The sequence below is a fragment of the Mycobacterium sp. genome (assembly GCF_004298145.1).
GTDB lineage: Bacteria > Actinomycetota > Actinomycetes > Mycobacteriales > Mycobacteriaceae > Mycobacterium.
Map to the genome: position 1 here is coordinate 1 of NZ_SCRH01000027.1, position 17,566 is coordinate 17,566.

At 68.1% G+C, this 17,566-nt stretch carries 16 protein-coding genes and 1 pseudogene; 11 read left to right on the forward strand and 6 right to left on the reverse strand.

Annotated elements, in window-relative coordinates:
• Positions 1–165: 165 nt before the first annotated feature.
• Positions 166–864 carry a ribulose-phosphate 3-epimerase gene (rpe, locus tag EPN51_RS10025; protein ID WP_293041400.1) on the forward strand — a complete coding sequence of 233 codons (699 nt, stop codon included), beginning with the start codon at positions 166–168 and terminating at the stop codon, positions 862–864.
• Positions 861–1,886 carry a bifunctional diaminohydroxyphosphoribosylaminopyrimidine deaminase/5-amino-6-(5-phosphoribosylamino)uracil reductase RibD gene (ribD, locus tag EPN51_RS10030; protein ID WP_293041403.1) on the forward strand — a complete coding sequence of 342 codons (1,026 nt, stop codon included), beginning with the start codon at positions 861–863 and terminating at the stop codon, positions 1,884–1,886. The genes rpe and ribD overlap by 4 nt, the downstream gene beginning before the upstream one ends.
• A gap of 8 nt (positions 1,887–1,894) precedes the next feature.
• On the opposite strand, the gene EPN51_RS10035 is transcribed toward ribD, so the two are convergent.
• Positions 1,895–3,451: an MFS transporter gene (locus EPN51_RS10035; protein ID WP_293041406.1), complete on the reverse strand. Its 1,557-nt coding sequence runs from the start codon at positions 3,449–3,451 to the stop codon at positions 1,895–1,897.
• Positions 3,448–4,164, reverse strand: coding sequence for an LppX_LprAFG lipoprotein (locus EPN51_RS10040; RefSeq protein WP_293041409.1), 717 nt, complete (start codon positions 4,162–4,164; stop codon positions 3,448–3,450). Before EPN51_RS10040 ends, EPN51_RS10035 begins: the two co-directional genes overlap by 4 nt.
• 109 nt (positions 4,165–4,273) lie before the next feature.
• Between EPN51_RS10040 and EPN51_RS10045 the strand changes: the two genes are divergently transcribed.
• From EPN51_RS10045 to EPN51_RS10060, 4 genes are all read left to right on the forward strand, one after another.
• On the forward strand, positions 4,274–4,873 hold the full coding sequence (locus EPN51_RS10045) for a riboflavin synthase (RefSeq protein ID WP_293041411.1): 600 nt from the start codon (positions 4,274–4,276) through the stop codon (positions 4,871–4,873).
• A 121-nt stretch (positions 4,874–4,994) separates the two neighbouring features.
• Positions 4,995–6,272, forward strand: coding sequence for a bifunctional 3,4-dihydroxy-2-butanone-4-phosphate synthase/GTP cyclohydrolase II (locus EPN51_RS10050; RefSeq protein ID WP_293041414.1), 1,278 nt, complete (start codon positions 4,995–4,997; stop codon positions 6,270–6,272).
• Positions 6,273–6,359: 87 nt separating this feature from the next.
• The gene (ribH, locus tag EPN51_RS10055; protein WP_293041417.1) at positions 6,360–6,842 is read left to right on the forward strand and encodes a 6,7-dimethyl-8-ribityllumazine synthase; all 483 of its coding nucleotides are present in this window, start codon (positions 6,360–6,362) and stop codon (positions 6,840–6,842) included.
• Positions 6,839–7,309 carry a PH domain-containing protein gene (locus EPN51_RS10060; RefSeq protein ID WP_293041420.1) on the forward strand — a complete coding sequence of 157 codons (471 nt, stop codon included), beginning with the start codon at positions 6,839–6,841 and terminating at the stop codon, positions 7,307–7,309. Before ribH ends, EPN51_RS10060 begins: the two co-directional genes overlap by 4 nt.
• A 110-nt stretch (positions 7,310–7,419) precedes the next feature.
• On the opposite strand, the gene EPN51_RS10065 is transcribed toward EPN51_RS10060, so the two are convergent.
• The 3 genes from EPN51_RS10065 to EPN51_RS10075 form a co-directional block, all read right to left on the reverse strand.
• The gene (locus EPN51_RS10065; RefSeq protein ID WP_293041423.1) at positions 7,420–7,758 is read right to left on the reverse strand and encodes a hemophore-related protein; all 339 of its coding nucleotides are present in this window, start codon (positions 7,756–7,758) and stop codon (positions 7,420–7,422) included.
• 103 nt (positions 7,759–7,861) lie between these two features.
• On the reverse strand, positions 7,862–9,325 hold the full coding sequence (locus EPN51_RS10070) for a PPE family protein (RefSeq protein WP_293041426.1): 1,464 nt from the start codon (positions 9,323–9,325) through the stop codon (positions 7,862–7,864).
• A gap of 226 nt (positions 9,326–9,551) precedes the next feature.
• Positions 9,552–10,733: a cupin domain-containing protein gene (locus tag EPN51_RS10075; protein ID WP_293041429.1), complete on the reverse strand. Its 1,182-nt coding sequence runs from the start codon at positions 10,731–10,733 to the stop codon at positions 9,552–9,554.
• 135 nt (positions 10,734–10,868) lie between these two features.
• On the opposite strand from EPN51_RS10075, the gene uvrC reads away from it, so the two are divergent.
• From uvrC to EPN51_RS10100, 5 genes are read left to right on the forward strand one after another with little or no spacing between them, the layout of a single operon-like run.
• The gene (gene uvrC, locus EPN51_RS10080; RefSeq protein WP_293041432.1) at positions 10,869–12,812 is read left to right on the forward strand and encodes an excinuclease ABC subunit UvrC; all 1,944 of its coding nucleotides are present in this window, start codon (positions 10,869–10,871) and stop codon (positions 12,810–12,812) included.
• Positions 12,809–13,729: an RNase adapter RapZ gene (gene rapZ, locus EPN51_RS10085; RefSeq protein WP_293041435.1), complete on the forward strand. Its 921-nt coding sequence runs from the start codon at positions 12,809–12,811 to the stop codon at positions 13,727–13,729. Before uvrC ends, rapZ begins: the two co-directional genes overlap by 4 nt.
• Before the next feature lie 8 nt (positions 13,730–13,737).
• Positions 13,738–14,802, forward strand: a complete 1,065-nt coding sequence (gene yvcK, locus EPN51_RS10090; protein ID WP_293041443.1) for a uridine diphosphate-N-acetylglucosamine-binding protein YvcK — start codon at positions 13,738–13,740, stop codon at positions 14,800–14,802.
• Positions 14,799–15,776, forward strand: a complete 978-nt coding sequence (whiA, locus tag EPN51_RS10095; protein WP_293041438.1) for a DNA-binding protein WhiA — start codon at positions 14,799–14,801, stop codon at positions 15,774–15,776. The genes yvcK and whiA overlap by 4 nt, the downstream gene beginning before the upstream one ends.
• A 53-nt stretch (positions 15,777–15,829) precedes the next feature.
• Positions 15,830–17,230 carry a wax ester/triacylglycerol synthase family O-acyltransferase gene (locus EPN51_RS10100; protein ID WP_293041441.1) on the forward strand — a complete coding sequence of 467 codons (1,401 nt, stop codon included), beginning with the start codon at positions 15,830–15,832 and terminating at the stop codon, positions 17,228–17,230.
• Positions 17,231–17,349: 119 nt separating this feature from the next.
• Here the strand turns inward: EPN51_RS10100 and EPN51_RS10105 are convergent.
• A pseudogene (locus EPN51_RS10105) lies at positions 17,350–17,566 on the reverse strand (hypothetical protein); the annotation flags it as partial.

The window sequence follows — 17,566 nt, forward strand, 5'->3', positions numbered from 1 at the left end:
AGCGGGGCGGCGACACGAACAGACCCGGCCGCGGCCGCGCTGCGCCGCGAAGCGGGGTAGCGGGGCGGCGACACGAACAGACCCGGCCGCGGCCGCGCTGCGCCGCGAAGCGGGGTAGCGCCGCCAGATGTGAACCAAGCCGCGCGGCTCAGTAGTCTGGCGCTCATGCCTGCCAACACGGGATCATCGAAGGGGCCTCTGATCGCACCGTCGATCCTTTCCGCTGACTTCTCCCGGCTCGCCGACGAAGCTGCCGCCGTGAGTGGCGCCGACTGGCTGCACGTCGACGTGATGGACAACCACTTCGTGCCCAACCTGACGTTCGGGTTGCCGGTGGTGGAGAGCCTGCTGGCGGCCACCACCATCCCGATGGACTGCCATCTGATGATCGAGGACCCCGACCGCTGGGCGCCCCCCTACGCCGAAGCGGGGGCCTACAACGTCACCTTCCACGCCGAGGCAACCCAGAATCCGATCGGCGTGGCCCGCGACATCCGCGCCGCCGGCGCCAAGGCGGGGATCAGCGTGAAGCCGGGGACGCCACTCGAGCCGTACCTGGAAATCCTGCCGCAGTTCGACACCCTGCTCATCATGTCGGTGGAGCCCGGTTTCGGCGGCCAGAGCTTCATTCCCGAGGTCCTGAGCAAAGTGCGTACCGCGCGCAAGCTCATCGACGCGGGGGAGTTGACGATCCTGGTCGAAATCGACGGCGGGATCAACGGGGACACCATCGAGCAGGCCGCCGAAGCCGGTGTCGATTGTTTCGTCGCCGGCTCGGCCGTGTACGGCGCCGCTGACCCGGAGGCCGCGATCGACGCGTTGCGGCGGCAGGCCGCCGGCGCGTCCGCGCACCTGCGTCGATGACCGTTTCGCCGGGTGACAGCTTTGACGCCGCGATGCGCCTGGCGATCGAGCAGTCCAATCTCGTCAAGGGCACGACGTATCCGAATCCGCCCGTGGGCGCGGTCATCCTGGACGCCGGCGGCGAGGTGGTCGGCGTCGGCGCCACCGAACCGGCCGGCGGCGACCATGCCGAGATCTTGGCGCTACGCCGCGCGGGCGAGTTGGCCGTGGGTGGGACGGTCGTGGTCACCCTCGAGCCGTGCAACCACTTCGGCAAAACCCCGCCGTGCGTGGACGCGTTGCTGAACGCGAAGGTGGGCACGGTGGTGTACGCGGTCGCGGACCCGAACCCGGAGGCCGCCGGGGGCGCGGCCCGGCTCCGGGAAGCGGGCGTCGCGGTGCGCTCCGGCGTGTTGGCCGACGAGGTGACCGGCGGGCCACTGCGGGAGTGGCTGCACAAGCAGCGGACCGGGCTGCCGCATCTGACGTGGAAATACGCCAGCAGCGTCGATGGCCGCAGCGCGGCCGCCGACGGCTCCAGCCAGTGGATTTCCAGCGAGGCCTCACGGCTGGACCTGCACCGCCGCCGCGCGGTGTGCGACGCGATCGTGGTGGGCACGGGCACGGTGCTGGCCGATGACCCGGCGCTGACCGCCCGACTGCCCGACCGCTCCCTGGCGAAGCGGCAACCGCTGCGAGTGGTCGTGGGAATGCGGGAAATACCTTCAGAGGCAAAGGTTCTCAACGACGATTCGCGGACCATGTTGATCCGGACGCACGACCCCATGGAGGTGCTCAAGGCGGTTTCGGACCGCACCGACGTGCTGCTGGAGGGCGGCCCCACCCTGGCGGGCGCCTTCCTGCGGGCCGGGGCGGTGAACCGGATCCTGGCCTACGTCGCACCGACCCTGTTGGGCGGCCCCGTCACCGCGGTCGACGACGTCGGAGTCCCGACGATCGCGCGGGCGTTGCGCTGGCAGTTCGACGGAATCGATCGGGTGGGGCCCGACCTGGTGCTCAGCCTGGTGCCGCGCAGGGGCTAGCGGCGCGCCTAGCGCTCACCCAATGAAACCGTTTGCGGCTCAGGGATTTCCGGTTCCTCGGCCTGTTCTTTGCGGCCGCCGATGAGCAGGCCGAGCAGCGCCCCCACCACACAGATGCCGACGGTGGCCGCGAAGATGTCGCCGTACATCATGGCGAACGCCTTGAGGTACATCGTTCCCTGGGCGGCGATTCGCTCCAACAGGGTGGCGTCGGGCGGGATCGCGGCCGTCAAGCCCGCGACGATCTGGTTGAACCGGTAGAGGCCCCACGCGCTGAGCGCGGCCACACCGATCAGCATGCCCGTCATCCGGGCCACCACCACGGCCGCCGAGGCGATGCCGTGTTGCGCCGACGGGACAACTCGCAGCGCGGCCGAGGTCAGTGGTCCGATCACCAGCCCGAGGCCGAAACCCGCCACCAGCAGGTCGGCGTGCAGCGCGGGGACGTTCAACAGCCCGAGAATGTTGTGTTTCTGGCTCATCACATCCTGGCGCCAGAAGTGGATCAGCCAGTAACCGTATGCCGCGATGAGCAGCCCGACGAAGGTCACCGCACGGTCGCCGACGAGGGTGGCGATCCACCCGCCCAGCACCGCCCCGATCGGCAGGGCGATCAGGAACCACAGCAACAGCCCGGCGGCCTGTGCCTGGGTCTGTCCCAGCACTCCCTGGCCGAACAGCTCGACGTCGACCAACGTCACCATCAGCGCCGCCCCGGCGCACAACGATGCGCCCAGCGCGGCCAGGAACGGCCGGAAGCGCACGCCGGCCGGTTCGATCAGCCGGGTCCGGGAGAAGCGCTCCCACAGCAGGAACAGCACCCCGACCACGACCGCACCGATCACCAGCGGCAACCCGTAGCTCGGCAGGATCTGTTTGCCGTCGGGTTCCGGGTTGTAGAGACCGATCACCGCGAGGCCCAGCGCGACCGCGAGCAGCACACCACCGACCAGGTCGACCTTCTCGGGCGTCTCGGTGCGTTCGTGCGACGGCAGGCTGAACTGGATCATCACCATGGCGATGAGGGTCAGCGGGACGTTGATCCAGAACACATAGCGCCAGTCGTGGAACAAGAAGACGATGAAGATCCCGTACAGCGGGCCCAGCACGCTGCCGAGCTCCTGGGCGGCGCCGATGCCGCCGAGCACACCGGCGCGGTTGCGCTGGGCCCACAGATCGGCGCCCAGGGCGAGGGTGACCGGCAGCAGCGCGCCGCTGGCCACACCCTGGATGGTGCGGCCGCCGACCAGCAGGTGGAAATCGCCCCAATGACCGGCCAGCGCGGTGACCACCGATCCGACCATGAACAGCACGAGGCTGACCTGCAGCACCAGCTTGCGGCCGAACCGGTCGGAAGCGCGCCCCAGCAGCGGCATGGCGGCGATGTAACCCAGCAGGTACATCGTGATGATCCAGGTGATGCGCTGCAGCTGGTTGATCGGGATATGAACGTCGGTCATGATGTCGCGCATGATCGTCACGACGACATAGGCGTCCAGGGCCCCTAGCAGTACCGCCAGACTGCCCGCGCTGATCGCTACGCGGCGCCCGGTTGCTGTGGTCACGAGCTCACCGGGGGCTTGCTGACCTGAACCTGCTCCCCCCACTTCGACAGGGTGATCTCGGCGGAATTGCCCGAACTCTTCTGCAGATTGGCCCGGACCAGCTTGTGGTCACTGGTCTCCTGAATCCACACCGTGCTCGGTACCGGCTGGGTCGCTTTGAACTGCGGCACGATCTTGTTCACCGCGTCGGCCGAGACGTTCCCGCTGACGCGGATGGTGCTCTCCCCGTCGATGGTGTCGCGGCCCTCGGCCTTGGCGTTGCTGAAGTTCGCCAGCGCGTTGCCCAGCCCGCTGTCCGGGTTCAGCAGCACCGAGACGTCGTAGATGTCGGACGCCTTGCCGAAGTCACTCCACTTGTTCGGGGTGAGGGTCGCGTAGAGGGTTCCGTCGACGACGACGAAGTTCACGTCGATGTCGGACCCGCCCAGGGTGATCGTGGCGTTACCCGATGCGGCGGTGGCCGACGCCGTGGTGAGGTCACCGTTCAGCGTCTTGATGGGGAGCCCGGGGATCTTGCCCTGAATGCTCAGCGCGATGTGCGCGCTCTTCACATTCTTGGTGGCGTCGGCCGACTGCTTGACCAAGGTCGTGGCGTCGGGGAGCGGCGCGCTGCTCTGCTTTGAGCCCGACGAACAGCCGGCGATCAAGGCGGTGGCGAGGGTCAGGGATGCGAAAACGGCCGATAGACGGCGGCGGGTCTGCATACTCTGCATCGTAGAGGGTGCAGGTGACTCCCCTGGTGAACGCGGGGGCCCGGTGTGGTCTGTGCGACGGTGTTTGCCCTGCTCATGCGTCTGAGTGCGGGCCGATTAGCCTTAGAGGATGTTTACCGGAATTGTCGAGGAGCTCGGGGAGGTGACGGGCCGCGACGTCCTTTCCGATGCGGCGCGGCTGACCATCCGCGGAGCCGTCGTGACCGCCGACGCGGGGCATGGCGATTCGATCGCCGTCAACGGCGTGTGCCTGACGGTCGCCGAGTTGCTGCCCGGCGGCCACTTCACCGCCGACGTGATGGGCGAAACGCTGAACCGGTCCAACTTGGGCGAATTGCGGGTCGGCAGCCGGGTGAACCTGGAGCGCGCCGCGGCCGTCAACAGCCGGCTGGGCGGGCACATCGTGCAGGGCCACGTCGACGGGACCGGGCAGATCGTGGCGCGCACACCGTCTGAGCACTGGGAGGTGGTGCGTATCGAGCTCCCGGCGGAGGTGGCCCGCTATGTCGTGGAGAAGGGGTCGATCACCGTCGACGGGATTTCGTTGACGGTGTCCGGCCTGGGCAGCGACCCACGCGACTGGTTTGAGGTCTCGCTGATTCCCACCACCCGCGAACTGACCACCTTGGGCCACGTTCCGGTCGGGACGCAGCTGAACCTCGAAGTCGACGTGATCGCCAAATACGTCGAGCGGTTGATGTCCCGCTGATCAAGCCGCCGCATTAACCGCGGTGTCGGCGTGGTTCATACTGAATGCAACACGTGGGCTTCTCGTGTGAGCCATTCTGACAGTGTTCCCGTCGGAGAGCGGGAACGGCGAGGTAGCAGAGATGACGAGGTTGGACTCCGTCGAGAGGGCGGTTGCCGACATTGCGGCCGGCAAGGCCGTCATCGTCATTGACGACGAGGACCGGGAGAACGAGGGCGATCTGATCTTCGCCGCCGAGAAGGCGACGCCGGAGATGGTGGCGTTCATGGTGCGCTACACCTCGGGATACCTGTGTGTGCCGCTGGACGGGGCGATCTGTGACCGGCTTGGGCTGCTGCCCATGTACGCGGTGAACCAGGACAAGCACGGGACCGCCTACACCGTCACTGTGGACGCTAGAGATGGTGTGGGCACCGGGATTTCGGCTTCCGACCGCGCCACCACGATGCGCTTGTTGGCCGATCCCACCACTGTCGCCGACGATTTCACCCGCCCAGGTCACGTGGTTCCGTTGCGCGCCAAGGACGGTGGTGTGCTGCGCCGCCCCGGTCACACCGAGGCCGCGGTCGACCTGGCCCGAATGGCCGGCCTGCAGCCTGCGGGCGCGATCTGCGAGATCGTCAGCCAAAAAGACGAAGGCTCGATGGCGCAGACCGACGAGCTGCGGGTCTTCGCCGACGAACACGATCTCGCGATGATCACCATCGCCGACCTGATCGAGTGGCGGCGCAAACACGAGAAGCACATCGCCCGGATCGCCGAGGCCCGGATCCCGACGCGGCACGGCGAATTCCGTGCCATCGGCTACGCCAGCATCTACGAGGAAGTCGAACACGTTGCGCTGGTTCGCGGTGAGATCGCCGGGCCCAACTCGGACGGCGACGACGTGCTGGTGCGCGTGCACTCCGAGTGCTTGACCGGTGACGTCTTCGGTTCCCGCCGCTGTGACTGCGGACCCCAGCTGGACGCCGCGATGGCGATGGTCGCCCGCGAGGGGCGCGGCATCGTCCTGTACATGCGCGGCCACGAGGGCCGCGGCATCGGTCTGATGCACAAACTGCAGGCCTATCAGCTGCAGGATGCCGGCGAAGATACCGTCGACGCCAACCTCAAGCTCGGATTACCGGCCGATGCAAGGGATTACGGAATCGGCGCGCAGATCCTGGTGGACCTCGGAGTGCGCTCGATGCGGCTGCTGACCAACAACCCGGCTAAGCGGGTCGGGCTGGACGGCTACGGCCTGCACATCATCGAACGGGTTCCGCTTCCGGTGCGCGCCAACGCGGAGAACATCCGGTACCTGATGACCAAGCGGGACAGGATGGGTCACGACCTGGTCGGTCTGGACGACTTTCACGAATCCGTCCATCTGCCAGGCGAATTCGGGGGCGCCCTATGACCCGCGCCGGCGACGATGCGGAACGAAGTGGTGCTGAGGAGCGGCGCCGATGAGCCCCGGGCCCGCTTGCCGGGGAGAGCGGCGCCGATGAGCGGTGGCGCCGGCGTGCCGGAAGTGCCGGCGCTTGACGCTTCTGGAGTGCGGCTCGGCATCGTGGCAAGCACCTGGCACAACGAGATCTGTGACGCGCTGCTGGCCGGCGCCCGCAAAGTCGCCGCCGAGTCGGGCGTCGACAACCCCACGGTGGTCCGTGTGCTCGGCGCCATCGAAATCCCGGTGGTGGCCCAGGAGCTCACCCGTAACCACGATGCCGTCGTCGCGTTGGGTGTCGTGATCCGCGGGCAGACACCGCATTTCGAGTACGTCTGCGATGCGGTGACCCAGGGTCTGACTCGGGTTTCGCTGGACTCGGCGACGCCGGTCGCCAACGGCGTGCTGACCACCGACAACGAGGAGCAGGCGCTGGATCGGGCCGGGCTTCCGGCGTCGGTCGAGGACAAAGGGGCCCAGGCGGCCGGGGCGGCGCTGTCCGCGGCGCTCACCCTGCGCGAGTTGCGCGCTCGGTCGTGACGTCGCCGGCCGGCCGCGAGACCTGGGATGCGGTGCTGCGTCCCCATCGCACACCGCTGTTCGCCTACGGGGCGGCGGTTCTCATCGCCGGAGCGCACATCGCGGTGGGCCTGTTGCTCAAGGTGAAGTCCACCGGCGTGGTCTTTCAGACCGCCGACCAGGTGGCGTTCGTGGTGCTGGGGCTGGTACTTGCCGGCCTCGTGCTGTTGTTCGCACGTCCCAGGCTGCGGGTCGGGCCCGCCGGCGTATCGGTGAGAAACCTGTTGGGAGACAAGCTGGTCGAATGGCCCGACGTTGTCGGCGTCTCGTTTCCGGTGGGCCACCGCTGGGCGCGCATCGACTTACCCGACGACGAATACATCCCGGTGATGGCCATCCAGGCCGTCGACAAGGGCCGCGCGGTGGCCGCCATGGACACGGTGCGCTCGCTGCTGGCGCGCTATCGACCGGACCTGCAGACCCCCTGAGGGCCAACCGGCCCAACGGCCGCGCACAGGTCGACGGGCGCGCTGCTCAGCCGCAGCGGCCCGCCGCCTGGTGACCTAACGCTTGAGCCGGAAGCCGGCATCGGAGGCACTCAGTATCGGGTGCAGTCCGTCATCATCTGCTGGAAAATCGGCAGGGCCTGCTGGGCGCCCTGGTTGTGCTCGATCGCGTGCAGCAGATTCACGCGCTGATCGGGCGACGAAGCCAGGTACTGCTGCAAAAACTGCTGGTTGGGCGGCGATTGGTCGAGGTACTGGGCGGCCATCGGGTTTTCCGCGTGCACCGCCCGCATCGCCTGGTCATAGCTACAGGTCGTGTTGATCATCGGACCGTAATCAGGACTGGCGGCTGCGACTCCGGCCCCAGCGGTCGACGCCAAAGCCAGGCCGCCGACGGTGACGGCCAGTTTGGCCAACGAGCGCTTCATCATTTACGGACTCCCTCCATTGCTGTGCCCCCACTCTAACGTTGAGCTAGAAGCTTGGTAGCCAGAACCGAGGCCGCCCAAACCCGCGGCAACGCGCGCGGGGCACTCAGGGGGCGTCCGCTTGCCCCGCTTCCGGACCCTCGCTTTCGGGCCCCCAGCTGCTCGGTAGCAGCGGCATTCGGGGTCCTTCGTCCAGTGAATCCCCGGCAAGTGTGGTTAACCCCACCGGAGCGGCATTCGGCCCGCGGGCGGTGCCGGCGAACCCCAGCGGTCCCGCACCCCGGTCCGAGGCCGTCACGGCGGTTTTGCCGGCCGGACTCGCGTCCGAGTCCGCATCGAGGTATTCGTAGCGGCGCCCGGGGTCGATCAGGCCCGACCGCTGGCGCCGAGGGCGGCGGGCCTGCTCCCGCTGGGCCGATGCGGCCGCCACCGCGGCGGCAGCGGGCTCGAACGATTTCTGTTCGGCCCGCACGCCGGCGCGGATGTCCGCGCCCGACCCGATGCCTGGCGGCCCGACGACGTACGGGTAACTGAACCCGGGGACGCCGACCGCGGGCGCGGGTGCGGGCGTCGCGATCGACGCCGGGGCCGCCGCCGGTGCGGGCGCCGGGGCCGGGGCCGGGGCCGCGGTGGGTGCGCTCAGGCCGGGGGCCATCGCGACCGGCGTTCCCGTGTGCGACGGCGCCGGCGCTACCGCCAGGCCGGGCAGCGCGGGCGCGGGCTGAGCGACACCGGCCAGTCCGGCCAGCCCCGCCAGGCCGGCCGCCCCCACGGCGGGGATGAAGGGGGCGATCAGGCCTACCGAGAGCTGCGACAATTGCGGCACTTGGGGAATGAAGGTGTAGAGCGCCTCGCCCGCCCAGTGCGGAACCTTGAGGAGTAGCGGGTCAGTCAGCAGGCTCTGGATGGCCGTAGACGGGTTGGATCCAGAGCTCAGGTCCGTGTTGAGTTCTTGGGCGACCAGTTGCACGCGATCTACCCACCAGCTCAGCTGATCTGCCCCCCCGCCCGCATCTTGGTTGGGGGGGTTGGTCAGCTGGATCGGCGGGGGCGGGGCGGTCGGCGGGGCCCACGTCATGGCGGTCTGCGATACCGCCTCGTACATGGCCATCGCGGTGGCCGCCTGCAACCACATCCGCAAATAGTCGAGCTCGTTGAGCGCGATCGGAATCGTATTGACGCCAAAGAAATTCGTCGCCTCCAGTGTGGCGTTCAGGGCTTTGTTGGCTGCTATCTCTGTCAGCGTCGGCATGGCCGCCAACGCGGCGGTGTAGGCCGCGGCCACGGTATCCGCCTCGAGGGCCGCTGCCGAGCTGTTGGCGCTGTTCTGCAGCAGCCATGCCAGATACGGCACGTGCGCGGCCACGAAGGCCTCCGCGGTGGGGCCCTGCCACGTCCCGGCCTGCACCTCCGCCAACAAGTCGCTGAGTTCGGTGGCCGCCGTATCGTATTCGGCGCTCAACGCCAGCCAGGCCGCCTCCGAGTCCAGCAACGATGCGGGCCCCGGGCCGGTGGAGAGCGCCGCCGAATTCACTTCCGGTGGGAATGCGGCCCAGATCGGCATCGTCATCGTTGGCCACCCTCGTAGTTGCGAAACTGCGATCTCGTTCGAAGACTCCGACGCCGATATCGCGTGGTGCCAGGTCAACTGACGCGTCCAGGTGTGGCGACGGTCAGATAGGCGATAGGGGCAGCGGCGGTACGGACGGCGATCCGCATCTAGTGAAGCATATCGAGGAATAAACCGTAAATACGGATAGAATTTCAGGCTTTCACCGGAAACACGAAGCTAGTTGTCAGCCATTGGACAGCCGGGCGAGGAACCCGTTCAGGAGCAGCGTCTGCACCAGCCCGGCCTGCTGCGGGGTGCTCAGCCCGGGCAGCTCGCCGACCCGAAACGGCTCGGTCCTCGAGGCGAGGAACCGCATCGCGGCTTCGTGGTCGGGGCCCGCGCTCACCGACAATCGAGCGAAGTGCAGGACGACGCGATCGGCGACGCGCGTCACCCGCGCATAGAGCGGTTCGTGCTTGCGAACCAGCGTCTGCGCGTCGATCCCGACCGTGTCGCTGACCCGTCCGACCGGTGGGCAGCGGCCGCGCCGGACCAAAACGTCCTCCAATGCGCCGACACCGTCCGCGACGATATCGGCGTCCTCGACCGTTCGCAGGGCGTCGCGCACCAGGTCGCTTAGGCCGGCGCGGACGCCCGCGTCGCCCAGGTGCCGCGGCGACAAACGGGTGTGCAACCCGGGGTCCCGCAAGCTCAGCGCGTAGAGCGCGTGCGTGATCAGCGTCAGCACGGTGGGCGCGTGCAGCCCGATCGTCAAATGGACGGATGGCTCGGAGCGCGTCTCGGCCGAATGCACTTGGCCGCGCGGCAGATACAGCACATCGCCGGCGCGCAGGCACACGTCGGTCGACGACGTCAGCCCGCCCGTCCCGACCCCCTTGCGGCTCTGGATCTCCTGTGGCGGCACCGGGGCGGCGGTGGACACGCGCCACATCTTGGACCCTTGGATCTGCAGGACCAGCACGTCGTGCGGGTCGTAGTGGGGGACAAAGCCGGTGGAGTCCGGTGGCGTGACGTAGGCGTTGACCCGCGTCGGAAAGTTCAGCTCCACCTCGAGCGAATGCGACAGCGCGGCCACCGTGCGCAGGTACTGCTCGAGACCATTGAGCACGATGGTGTACCCGTCGGCCAGACCGTCGCGGGCGAGGGCCGGGTCGAGACTGCCGTCGTTGCGCCGGTAGCCGGCGGGATCCTTGTCCTGGCCGCCTTTTACCAGCCGCACGGCCGACGGTTCCGGCCGCACATGCTCGAGGAGTTCGTCGACGGCCGAGGGCCCGGGCAGCAGGCTGTCGAAATAGCCCGGGTGGCATCGCTGGATGTGGTGGTACCTGGTCGCCCAGATCTCGTCGAGGAAGGTGTCGACCGGCAGGGGGTGCAGCAACCAGGCGAGCGATGGCTCGACGGCCAAATTTCCTCCCAACCCTCCCAACCCTTTCCAACCTCTGCAAACATTCGCGGGCGACCGGTAGGGACCACAGTAGACCGGCGCCCGCACGCGGCCCGCCTTTCTCGGCCCGTCGTTCGCGGCTACTAACCTGGATCTGTGCCAGATCCCGCCACGTATCGCCCCGCGCCCGGGTCCATCCCGGTCGAGCCGGGCGTCTACCGATTCCGGGATCCGCACGGCCGGGTCATCTACGTCGGCAAGGCGAAGAGCCTGCGGAGCCGGTTGACGTCCTACTTCGCCGACGTCGCCGGCCTGCATCCGCGGACGCGGCAGATGGTGACCACCGCGGCCAAGGTCGAGTGGACGGTGGTCAACACCGAAGTCGAGGCGTTGCAGCTCGAATACAACTGGATCAAAGAGTTCGACCCGCGGTTCAACGTCCGCTATCGCGACGACAAGTCCTATCCGGTGCTGGCGGTCACCCTCAACGAGGAATTCCCGCGACTGATGGTCTATCGCGGCCCGCGCCGCAAAGGGGTGCGCTATTTCGGGCCCTACTCGCACGCGTGGGCCATCCGGGAGACGCTGGATCTGCTCACCCGGGTGTTTCCGGCGCGCACCTGTTCGGCGGGAGTGTTCAAGCGGCACAAGCAGATCGACCGTCCTTGCCTGCTGGGCTACATCGACAAATGCTCGGCGCCCTGTGTCGGCAGGGTCAGTGCCGAACAGCATCGCCAGATCGTGAACGATTTCTGCGACTTCCTGTCCGGCAAGACCGACCGGTTCGCCCGCGACCTGGAACAGCAGATGAACGCCGCGGCCGAGCGGCTCGATTTCGAGCGGGCGGCGCGGCTGCGCGACGACCTCGGCGCGCTGAAGAGGGCGATGGAAAAGCAGGCGGTGGTGCTCGGTGACGGCACCGACGCCGACGTGGTGGCCTTCGCCGACGACGATCTCGAGGCCGCGGTGCAGGTGTTCCACGTGCGCGGTGGCCGGGTTCGCGGTCAGCGCGGCTGGATCGTCGAAAAGTCCGCCGACCCTGGCGATTCCGGTGAGGAGCAGTTGGTCGAGCAGTTCTTGACGCAGTTCTACGGCGAGCAGGCCGAATTGGGTGGCGCCGCAGACGAATCGGTGAACCCCGTGCCGCGCGAGGTGCTGGTGCCCTGCCTGCCGTCCAATGCCGACGAGCTGACGAGTTGGTTGTCCGGCCTGCGCGGATCCCGGGTGGCGCTGCGGGTGCCGCGGCGCGGCGACAAACGGGCGCTGGCCGAAACCGTGCAGCGCAACGCGAAAGAGGCGCTGCAGCAACACAAGCTGAAGCGCGCCGGTGACTTCAACGCCAGATCCGCTGCGCTGCAGAATATTCAGGAAGCCCTCGGTCTGTCCGCTGCGCCGCTGCGCATCGAATGTGTGGACATCAGCCACGTGCAGGGCACCGACGTGGTGGGCTCGCTGGTGGTGTTCGAGGACGGCCTGCCGCGCAAATCCGACTACCGGCACTTCGGGATCCGGGAAGCCGCCGGGCAGGGACGCTCCGACGATGTCGCCTCCATCGCCGAGGTGACCCGCCGCCGCTTCGCACGGCACCTGAGCGAACAAAACGACCCGAATATGCTTTCGCCGGAAGGAAAGTCTCGCCGCTTCGCCTACCCACCGAACCTGTACGTCGTCGACGGCGGCGCGCCGCAAGTCAACGCGGCCAGCGCGGTGCTCGAGGGACTCGGCGTCACCGATGTCGCGGTGATCGGTCTGGCCAAACGGCTCGAAGAGGTGTGGGTGCCCTCGGAGCCCGACCCCGTCATCATGCCGCGCAACAGCGAGGGGCTTTACCTGCTGCAACGTATCCGCGACGAGGCGCACCGGTTCGCGATCACCTACCATCGCAGCAAGCGATCCAAGCGAATGACGGCATCGGTGCTGGATTCGGTGCCAGGATTGGGAGAACATCGCCGTAAGGCATTGGTAAGCCATTTCGGATCGATAGCCCGCCTCAAGGAGGCCACCGTCGACCAGATCACCGCCGTTCCCGGCATCGGTGTCGCCACCGCCACCGCCGTCCTGGAGGCGCTGCGGCCCGAGCAGTCCAGGGCCGCGCAATGACGGGCCCAGGTGAGTTGGCGGGGAGCCGCTCGGTGGACGCCCCAGCGGGTATCGACGTCGTTCTGGTCACCGGGTTATCCGGTGCCGGGCGGGGTACCGCGGCCAAGGTGCTCGAGGACCTCGGCTGGTATGTGGCCGACAACCTGCCCCCGCAGCTGATCACCCGGATGGTTGATCTGGGTATGGACGCGGGGTCGCGGATCACCCAGCTGGCGGTGGTGATGGACGTGCGGTCGCGCGGCTTCACCGGTGATCTGGACTCGGTGCGCACCGAGTTGGCGACCCGAAACATCGCCCCGCGGGTGGTGTTCATGGAAGCATCCGACGACATGTTGGTGCGCCGCTACGAACAGAATCGCCGCAGCCATCCGTTGCAGGGCGATCAGACGCTGGCCGAGGGCATTGCCGCCGAACGCCGGATGCTGGCTCCGGTCCGCGCCACCGCCGATCTGATCATCGACACCTCGACGCTGTCGGTGCGTGGTTTACGCGAGACCATCGAGCGGGCGTTCGGCGGTGATGCCAGCGCGACCACCAGCGTCACGGTCGAATCGTTCGGCTTCAAGTACGGCCTGCCGATGGACGCCGACATGGTGATGGATGTGCGATTCCTGCCGAACCCGCACTGGGTTGACGAATTGCGCCCGCGCACCGGACAAGACCCCGCGGTGCGGGATTACGTGTTGAGCCAGCCCGGCGCGGCCGAGTTCCTCGACGCCTACCATCGACTGCTGTCTCTGGTCGTCGACGGCTACCGCAGGGAGGGCAAGCGTTATATGACGGTCGCCATCGGCTGCACCGGCGGCAAGCATCGCAGTGTCGCGATCGCCGAGGCATTGATGCAATCGCTGAAGGTCTCGAAGGGTGAAGACCAGCTGTCGGTGCGGGTGCTGCACCGGGATCTGGGCCGCGAATGAGCGGGCCGATCAACCGGGGCATCGTCGCACTCGGCGGCGGACACGGCCTGTACGCGACGTTGTCGGCGGCCCGCCGGCTCACCCCGTACGTCACCGCCGTGGTGACCGTCGCCGACGACGGCGGGTCTTCCGGCCGGCTGCGCAGCGAACTCGACGTGGTTCCACCGGGTGATCTGCGAATGGCGTTGGCAGCCTTGGCATCTGACAGTCCGCATGGGCGACTGTGGGCGACCATCCTGCAGCACCGGTTCGGCGGCAGTGGCGCTTTGGCCGGTCATCCGATCGGCAACCTGATGCTGGCCGGCCTGTCCGAGGTGCTGGCCGATCCGGTCGCCGCCCTCGACGAGCTGGGCCGCATCCTCGGTGTCAAGGGCAGGGTGCTGCCGATGTGCCCGATCGCGCTGCAGATCGAGGCCGACGTATCCGGTCTGGAAGGCGACCCGCGGATGTTCCGGGTGATCCGCGGCCAGGTGGCGATCGCGACCACCCCGGGCAAGGTGCGACGGGTGCGGCTGCTGCCCGACAACCCCCCGGCGACAAGGCAGGCCGTCGACGCCATCATGGCCGCCGACCTGGTGGTGCTGGGCCCCGGCTCGTGGTTCACCAGCGTGATACCGCATGTGCTGGTGCCCGAGCTGGCGGCCGCGCTGCGGGCGACCACCGCGCGGCGTGCGCTGGTGCTCAATCTGGTGGCCGAGCCGGGGGAGACGGCCGGCTTCTCCGTCGAGCGTCATCTGCACGTGCTGGCCCAGCACGCACCGGAATTCGCCGTGCACGACATCATCATCGACGCCGACCGGGTGCCGAGTGAGAGGGAACGCGAGCAACTGCGCCGCACCGCCACGCTGCTACATGCCGAGGTCCACTTCGCCGACGTGGCCCGACCTGGTACACCTTTACATGATCCAGGCAAGCTCGCGGCGGCCCTGGACGGGGTCCGGGCGGCCCACAAGGCTCCGGAAGCGGCTCCGGTCACGGCCACCGCGGATATTCGGGTCGACGGCGCAAGCCCACCAACAGGTGGGAATGGACCCACCGGCAGCGGACCAAGGGGTGACGACTCGTGGCGATGACGACCGAAGTCAAGGACGAACTGAGCCGCCTGGTCGTGAAGTCGGTCAGCGCCCGCCGCGCGGAAGTCACGTCCCTGCTGCGGTTCGCCGGTGGTCTGCACATCGTCGGTGGTCGCGTCGTGGTGGAGGCCGAGGTGGATCTGGGCAACGTCGCGCGGCGGCTGCGCAAAGAGGTTTTCGAACTCTACGGATACACCGCCGTCGTACATGTGTTGTCCGCCAGCGGGATTCGCAAGAGCACCCGATACGTGCTGCGGGTGGCCAACGATGGCGAGGCGCTGGCCCGCCAGACCGGTCTGCTCGACAACCGCGGCCGCCCGGTGCGCGGGCTGCCCGCCCAGGTGGTGGGCGGCAGTGTCGGTGACGCCGAAGCCGCGTGGCGAGGAGCCTTCCTGGCGCATGGGTCGCTGACCGAGCCGGGACGGTCCTCGGCATTGGAAGTCAGCTGCCCCGGCCCGGAGGCGGCGCTGGCGTTGGTGGGCGCGGCGCGCCGGCTGGGGGTCGGCGCGAAGGCCCGCGAGGTGCGTGGCGCCGACCGGGTGGTGGTTCGCGACGGCGAGGCGATCGGCGCGTTGCTGACCCGGATGGGTGCCCAGGACACCCGGCTGGTGTGGGAGGAGCGCCGGATGCGCCGCGAGGTGCGGGCGACGGCCAACCGGCTCGCCAATTTCGACGACGCCAACCTGCGCCGCTCGGCGCGTGCGGCGGTCGCGGCGGCCGCCCGGGTGGAGCGGGCGCTGGAGATCCTCGGCGATACCGTCCCCGACCATTTGGCCTCGGCCGGCAAGCTGCGCGTCGAGCACCGGCAGGCGTCGCTGGAGGAGCTCGGCCGGCTCGCCGACCCGCCGATGACGAAAGATGCTGTGGCCGGCCGTATTCGGCGGTTGTTGTCGATGGCCGACCGCAAGGCGAAGGTCGAGGGCATCCCCGACACGGAGTCGGCGGTGACGCCGGATTTACTAGAGGACGCCTGACTAGGCGGCGATTTTGCTGGGTGCGACGGGTCGGGGAGGGCTACGGTCGGGGAATGAAGCGGCTTTCGAGCGTTGATGCGGCGTTTTGGTCAGCCGAAACCGCGGGCTGGCACATGCATGTGGGCGCACTCGCGATTTGCGACCCGAGGGACGCGCCGGAGTACAGCTTTGCGCGACTGCGCGAGCTGATCATCGAGCGGCTGCCGGAGCTGCCGCAGCTGCGGTGGCGGGTCGCCGACGCGCCGCTCGGGCTGGACCGGCCGTGGTTCGTCGAGGACGAGGACCTCGACCCCGACTTCCACATCCGGCGCATCGGGGTTCCGGCGCCCGGCGGCCGGCGTGAACTCGAGGAGCTGGTGGGGCGGTTGATGTCCTACAAGCTGGACCGTGCCCGGCCGCTGTGGGAGATGTGGGTGATCGAGGGTGTCGAGGGCGGCCGGATCGCGTCGCTGACCAAGATGCACCACGCCATCGTCGACGGCGTGTCGGGCGCCGGCCTGGGTGAAATTCTCTTGGACATCACACCGAAACCGCGTCCGCCGCAACAGGAAACGGTGGGATCGCTGGTGGGATTGCGGATTCCGGGCATCGAGCGGCGGGCGGTGGGCGCGCTCATCAACGTCGGCGTCAAGACGCCGTTCCGCGTCGCGCGGCTGGTGGAGCAGACCGTGCGTCAGCAGATCGCCGCGTTGGGTGTGAGCAGCAAGCCATCGCGGTACTTCGATGCGCCCAAAACCCGCTTCAACGCGTCGGTATCGCCGCACCGGCGCATCACCGGCTGCCGCGTCGAACTGGCCCGCGCCAAGGTGATCAAGGACGCCTACGGTGTCAAGCTCAACGACGTCGTGCTGGCGTTGGTGGCCGGGGCCGCCCGCGACTACCTACTCAAACGTGGTGAGCTGCCTGCCAAACCGCTCATCGCGCAGATCCCCGTATCGACCCGCACCGACGAAGACAAGGACGACGTCGGCAACAAGGTGGGTTCGATGACCGTCTCGTTGGCCACCCATATCGAAGACCCCGGGGAGCGGCTGCAGGCCATCCACCAGAGCAGCCAGAACGCCAAGCTGATGGCCAAAGCGCTGTCGGCGCATCAGATCATGGGACTGACCGAGACCACCCCGCCCGGGTTGCTGCAGCTGGCCGCGCGGGCCTACACCGCCAGTGGTTTGTCGCGAAACCTGGCCCCTATCAACCTGGTCGTCTCCAATGTGCCCGGCCCGCCGTTCCCGTTGTATATGGCCGGCGCCAAATTGGACTCGCTGGTGCCGCTGGGGCCGCCCGTGATGGATGTCGCGCTGAACATCACCTGCTTCTCCTACCAGGACCACCTGGACTTCGGTTTCGTGACGACGCCCGAGGTGGCCAACGACATCGACGACATGGCCGATCGGATTGAGCCGGCGTTGACCGACCTGGAGAAGGCTGCCGCGCGGGAGAACAGCTCCAGCTAGACCTGCCGGACGATCTCGCGACTAGGGGTCGTCGTTATCTGAATTAGTGGCGATCGCGAGCGCGGCGCAGCCGGGTGATGCGGGTCGGCGCCATCTGAATTAGTGGCGATCTCGAAGTGTTATGCGGCTCCCGGATTGTCGGCTTCGTCGTCGTCGTCTCCGTCGTGGAGCAGTTTTTCGGGGTGGTGATAGGTATTGGTGCGGGGTTGGCCGCGCTCGAGGTGTGGGGGTGGTTTCCATTCGGTGTCGCCTTTGGCATTTTTCGTGGTGGTCCAGCCGTCGGGTCGCAGCATGCGGTGGTGGGGGCCGCAGGCGAAGGTGAGGTCGTTGATGTCG

What these genes read in the sequence shown, in the direction of transcription:
- rpe (WP_293041400.1), top strand. Translation starts at nt 166, where the DNA reads ATGCCTGCCAACACGGGATCATCGAAGGGGCCTCTGATCGCACCGTCG.
- ribD (WP_293041403.1), top strand. Translation starts at nt 861, where the DNA reads ATGACCGTTTCGCCGGGTGACAGCTTTGACGCCGCGATGCGCCTGGCG.
- EPN51_RS10040 (WP_293041409.1), bottom strand. Translation starts at nt 4,164, where the DNA reads ATGCAGAGTATGCAGACCCGCCGCCGTCTATCGGCCGTTTTCGCATCC.
- EPN51_RS10045 (WP_293041411.1), top strand. Translation starts at nt 4,274, where the DNA reads ATGTTTACCGGAATTGTCGAGGAGCTCGGGGAGGTGACGGGCCGCGAC.
- EPN51_RS10050 (WP_293041414.1), top strand. Translation starts at nt 4,995, where the DNA reads ATGACGAGGTTGGACTCCGTCGAGAGGGCGGTTGCCGACATTGCGGCC.
- ribH (WP_293041417.1), top strand. Translation starts at nt 6,360, where the DNA reads ATGAGCGGTGGCGCCGGCGTGCCGGAAGTGCCGGCGCTTGACGCTTCT.
- EPN51_RS10065 (WP_293041423.1), bottom strand. Translation starts at nt 7,758, where the DNA reads ATGATGAAGCGCTCGTTGGCCAAACTGGCCGTCACCGTCGGCGGCCTG.
- EPN51_RS10070 (WP_293041426.1), bottom strand. Translation starts at nt 9,325, where the DNA reads ATGACGATGCCGATCTGGGCCGCATTCCCACCGGAAGTGAATTCGGCG.
- rapZ (WP_293041435.1), top strand. Translation starts at nt 12,809, where the DNA reads ATGACGGGCCCAGGTGAGTTGGCGGGGAGCCGCTCGGTGGACGCCCCA.
- whiA (WP_293041438.1), top strand. Translation starts at nt 14,799, where the DNA reads ATGACGACCGAAGTCAAGGACGAACTGAGCCGCCTGGTCGTGAAGTCG.
- EPN51_RS10100 (WP_293041441.1), top strand. Translation starts at nt 15,830, where the DNA reads ATGAAGCGGCTTTCGAGCGTTGATGCGGCGTTTTGGTCAGCCGAAACC.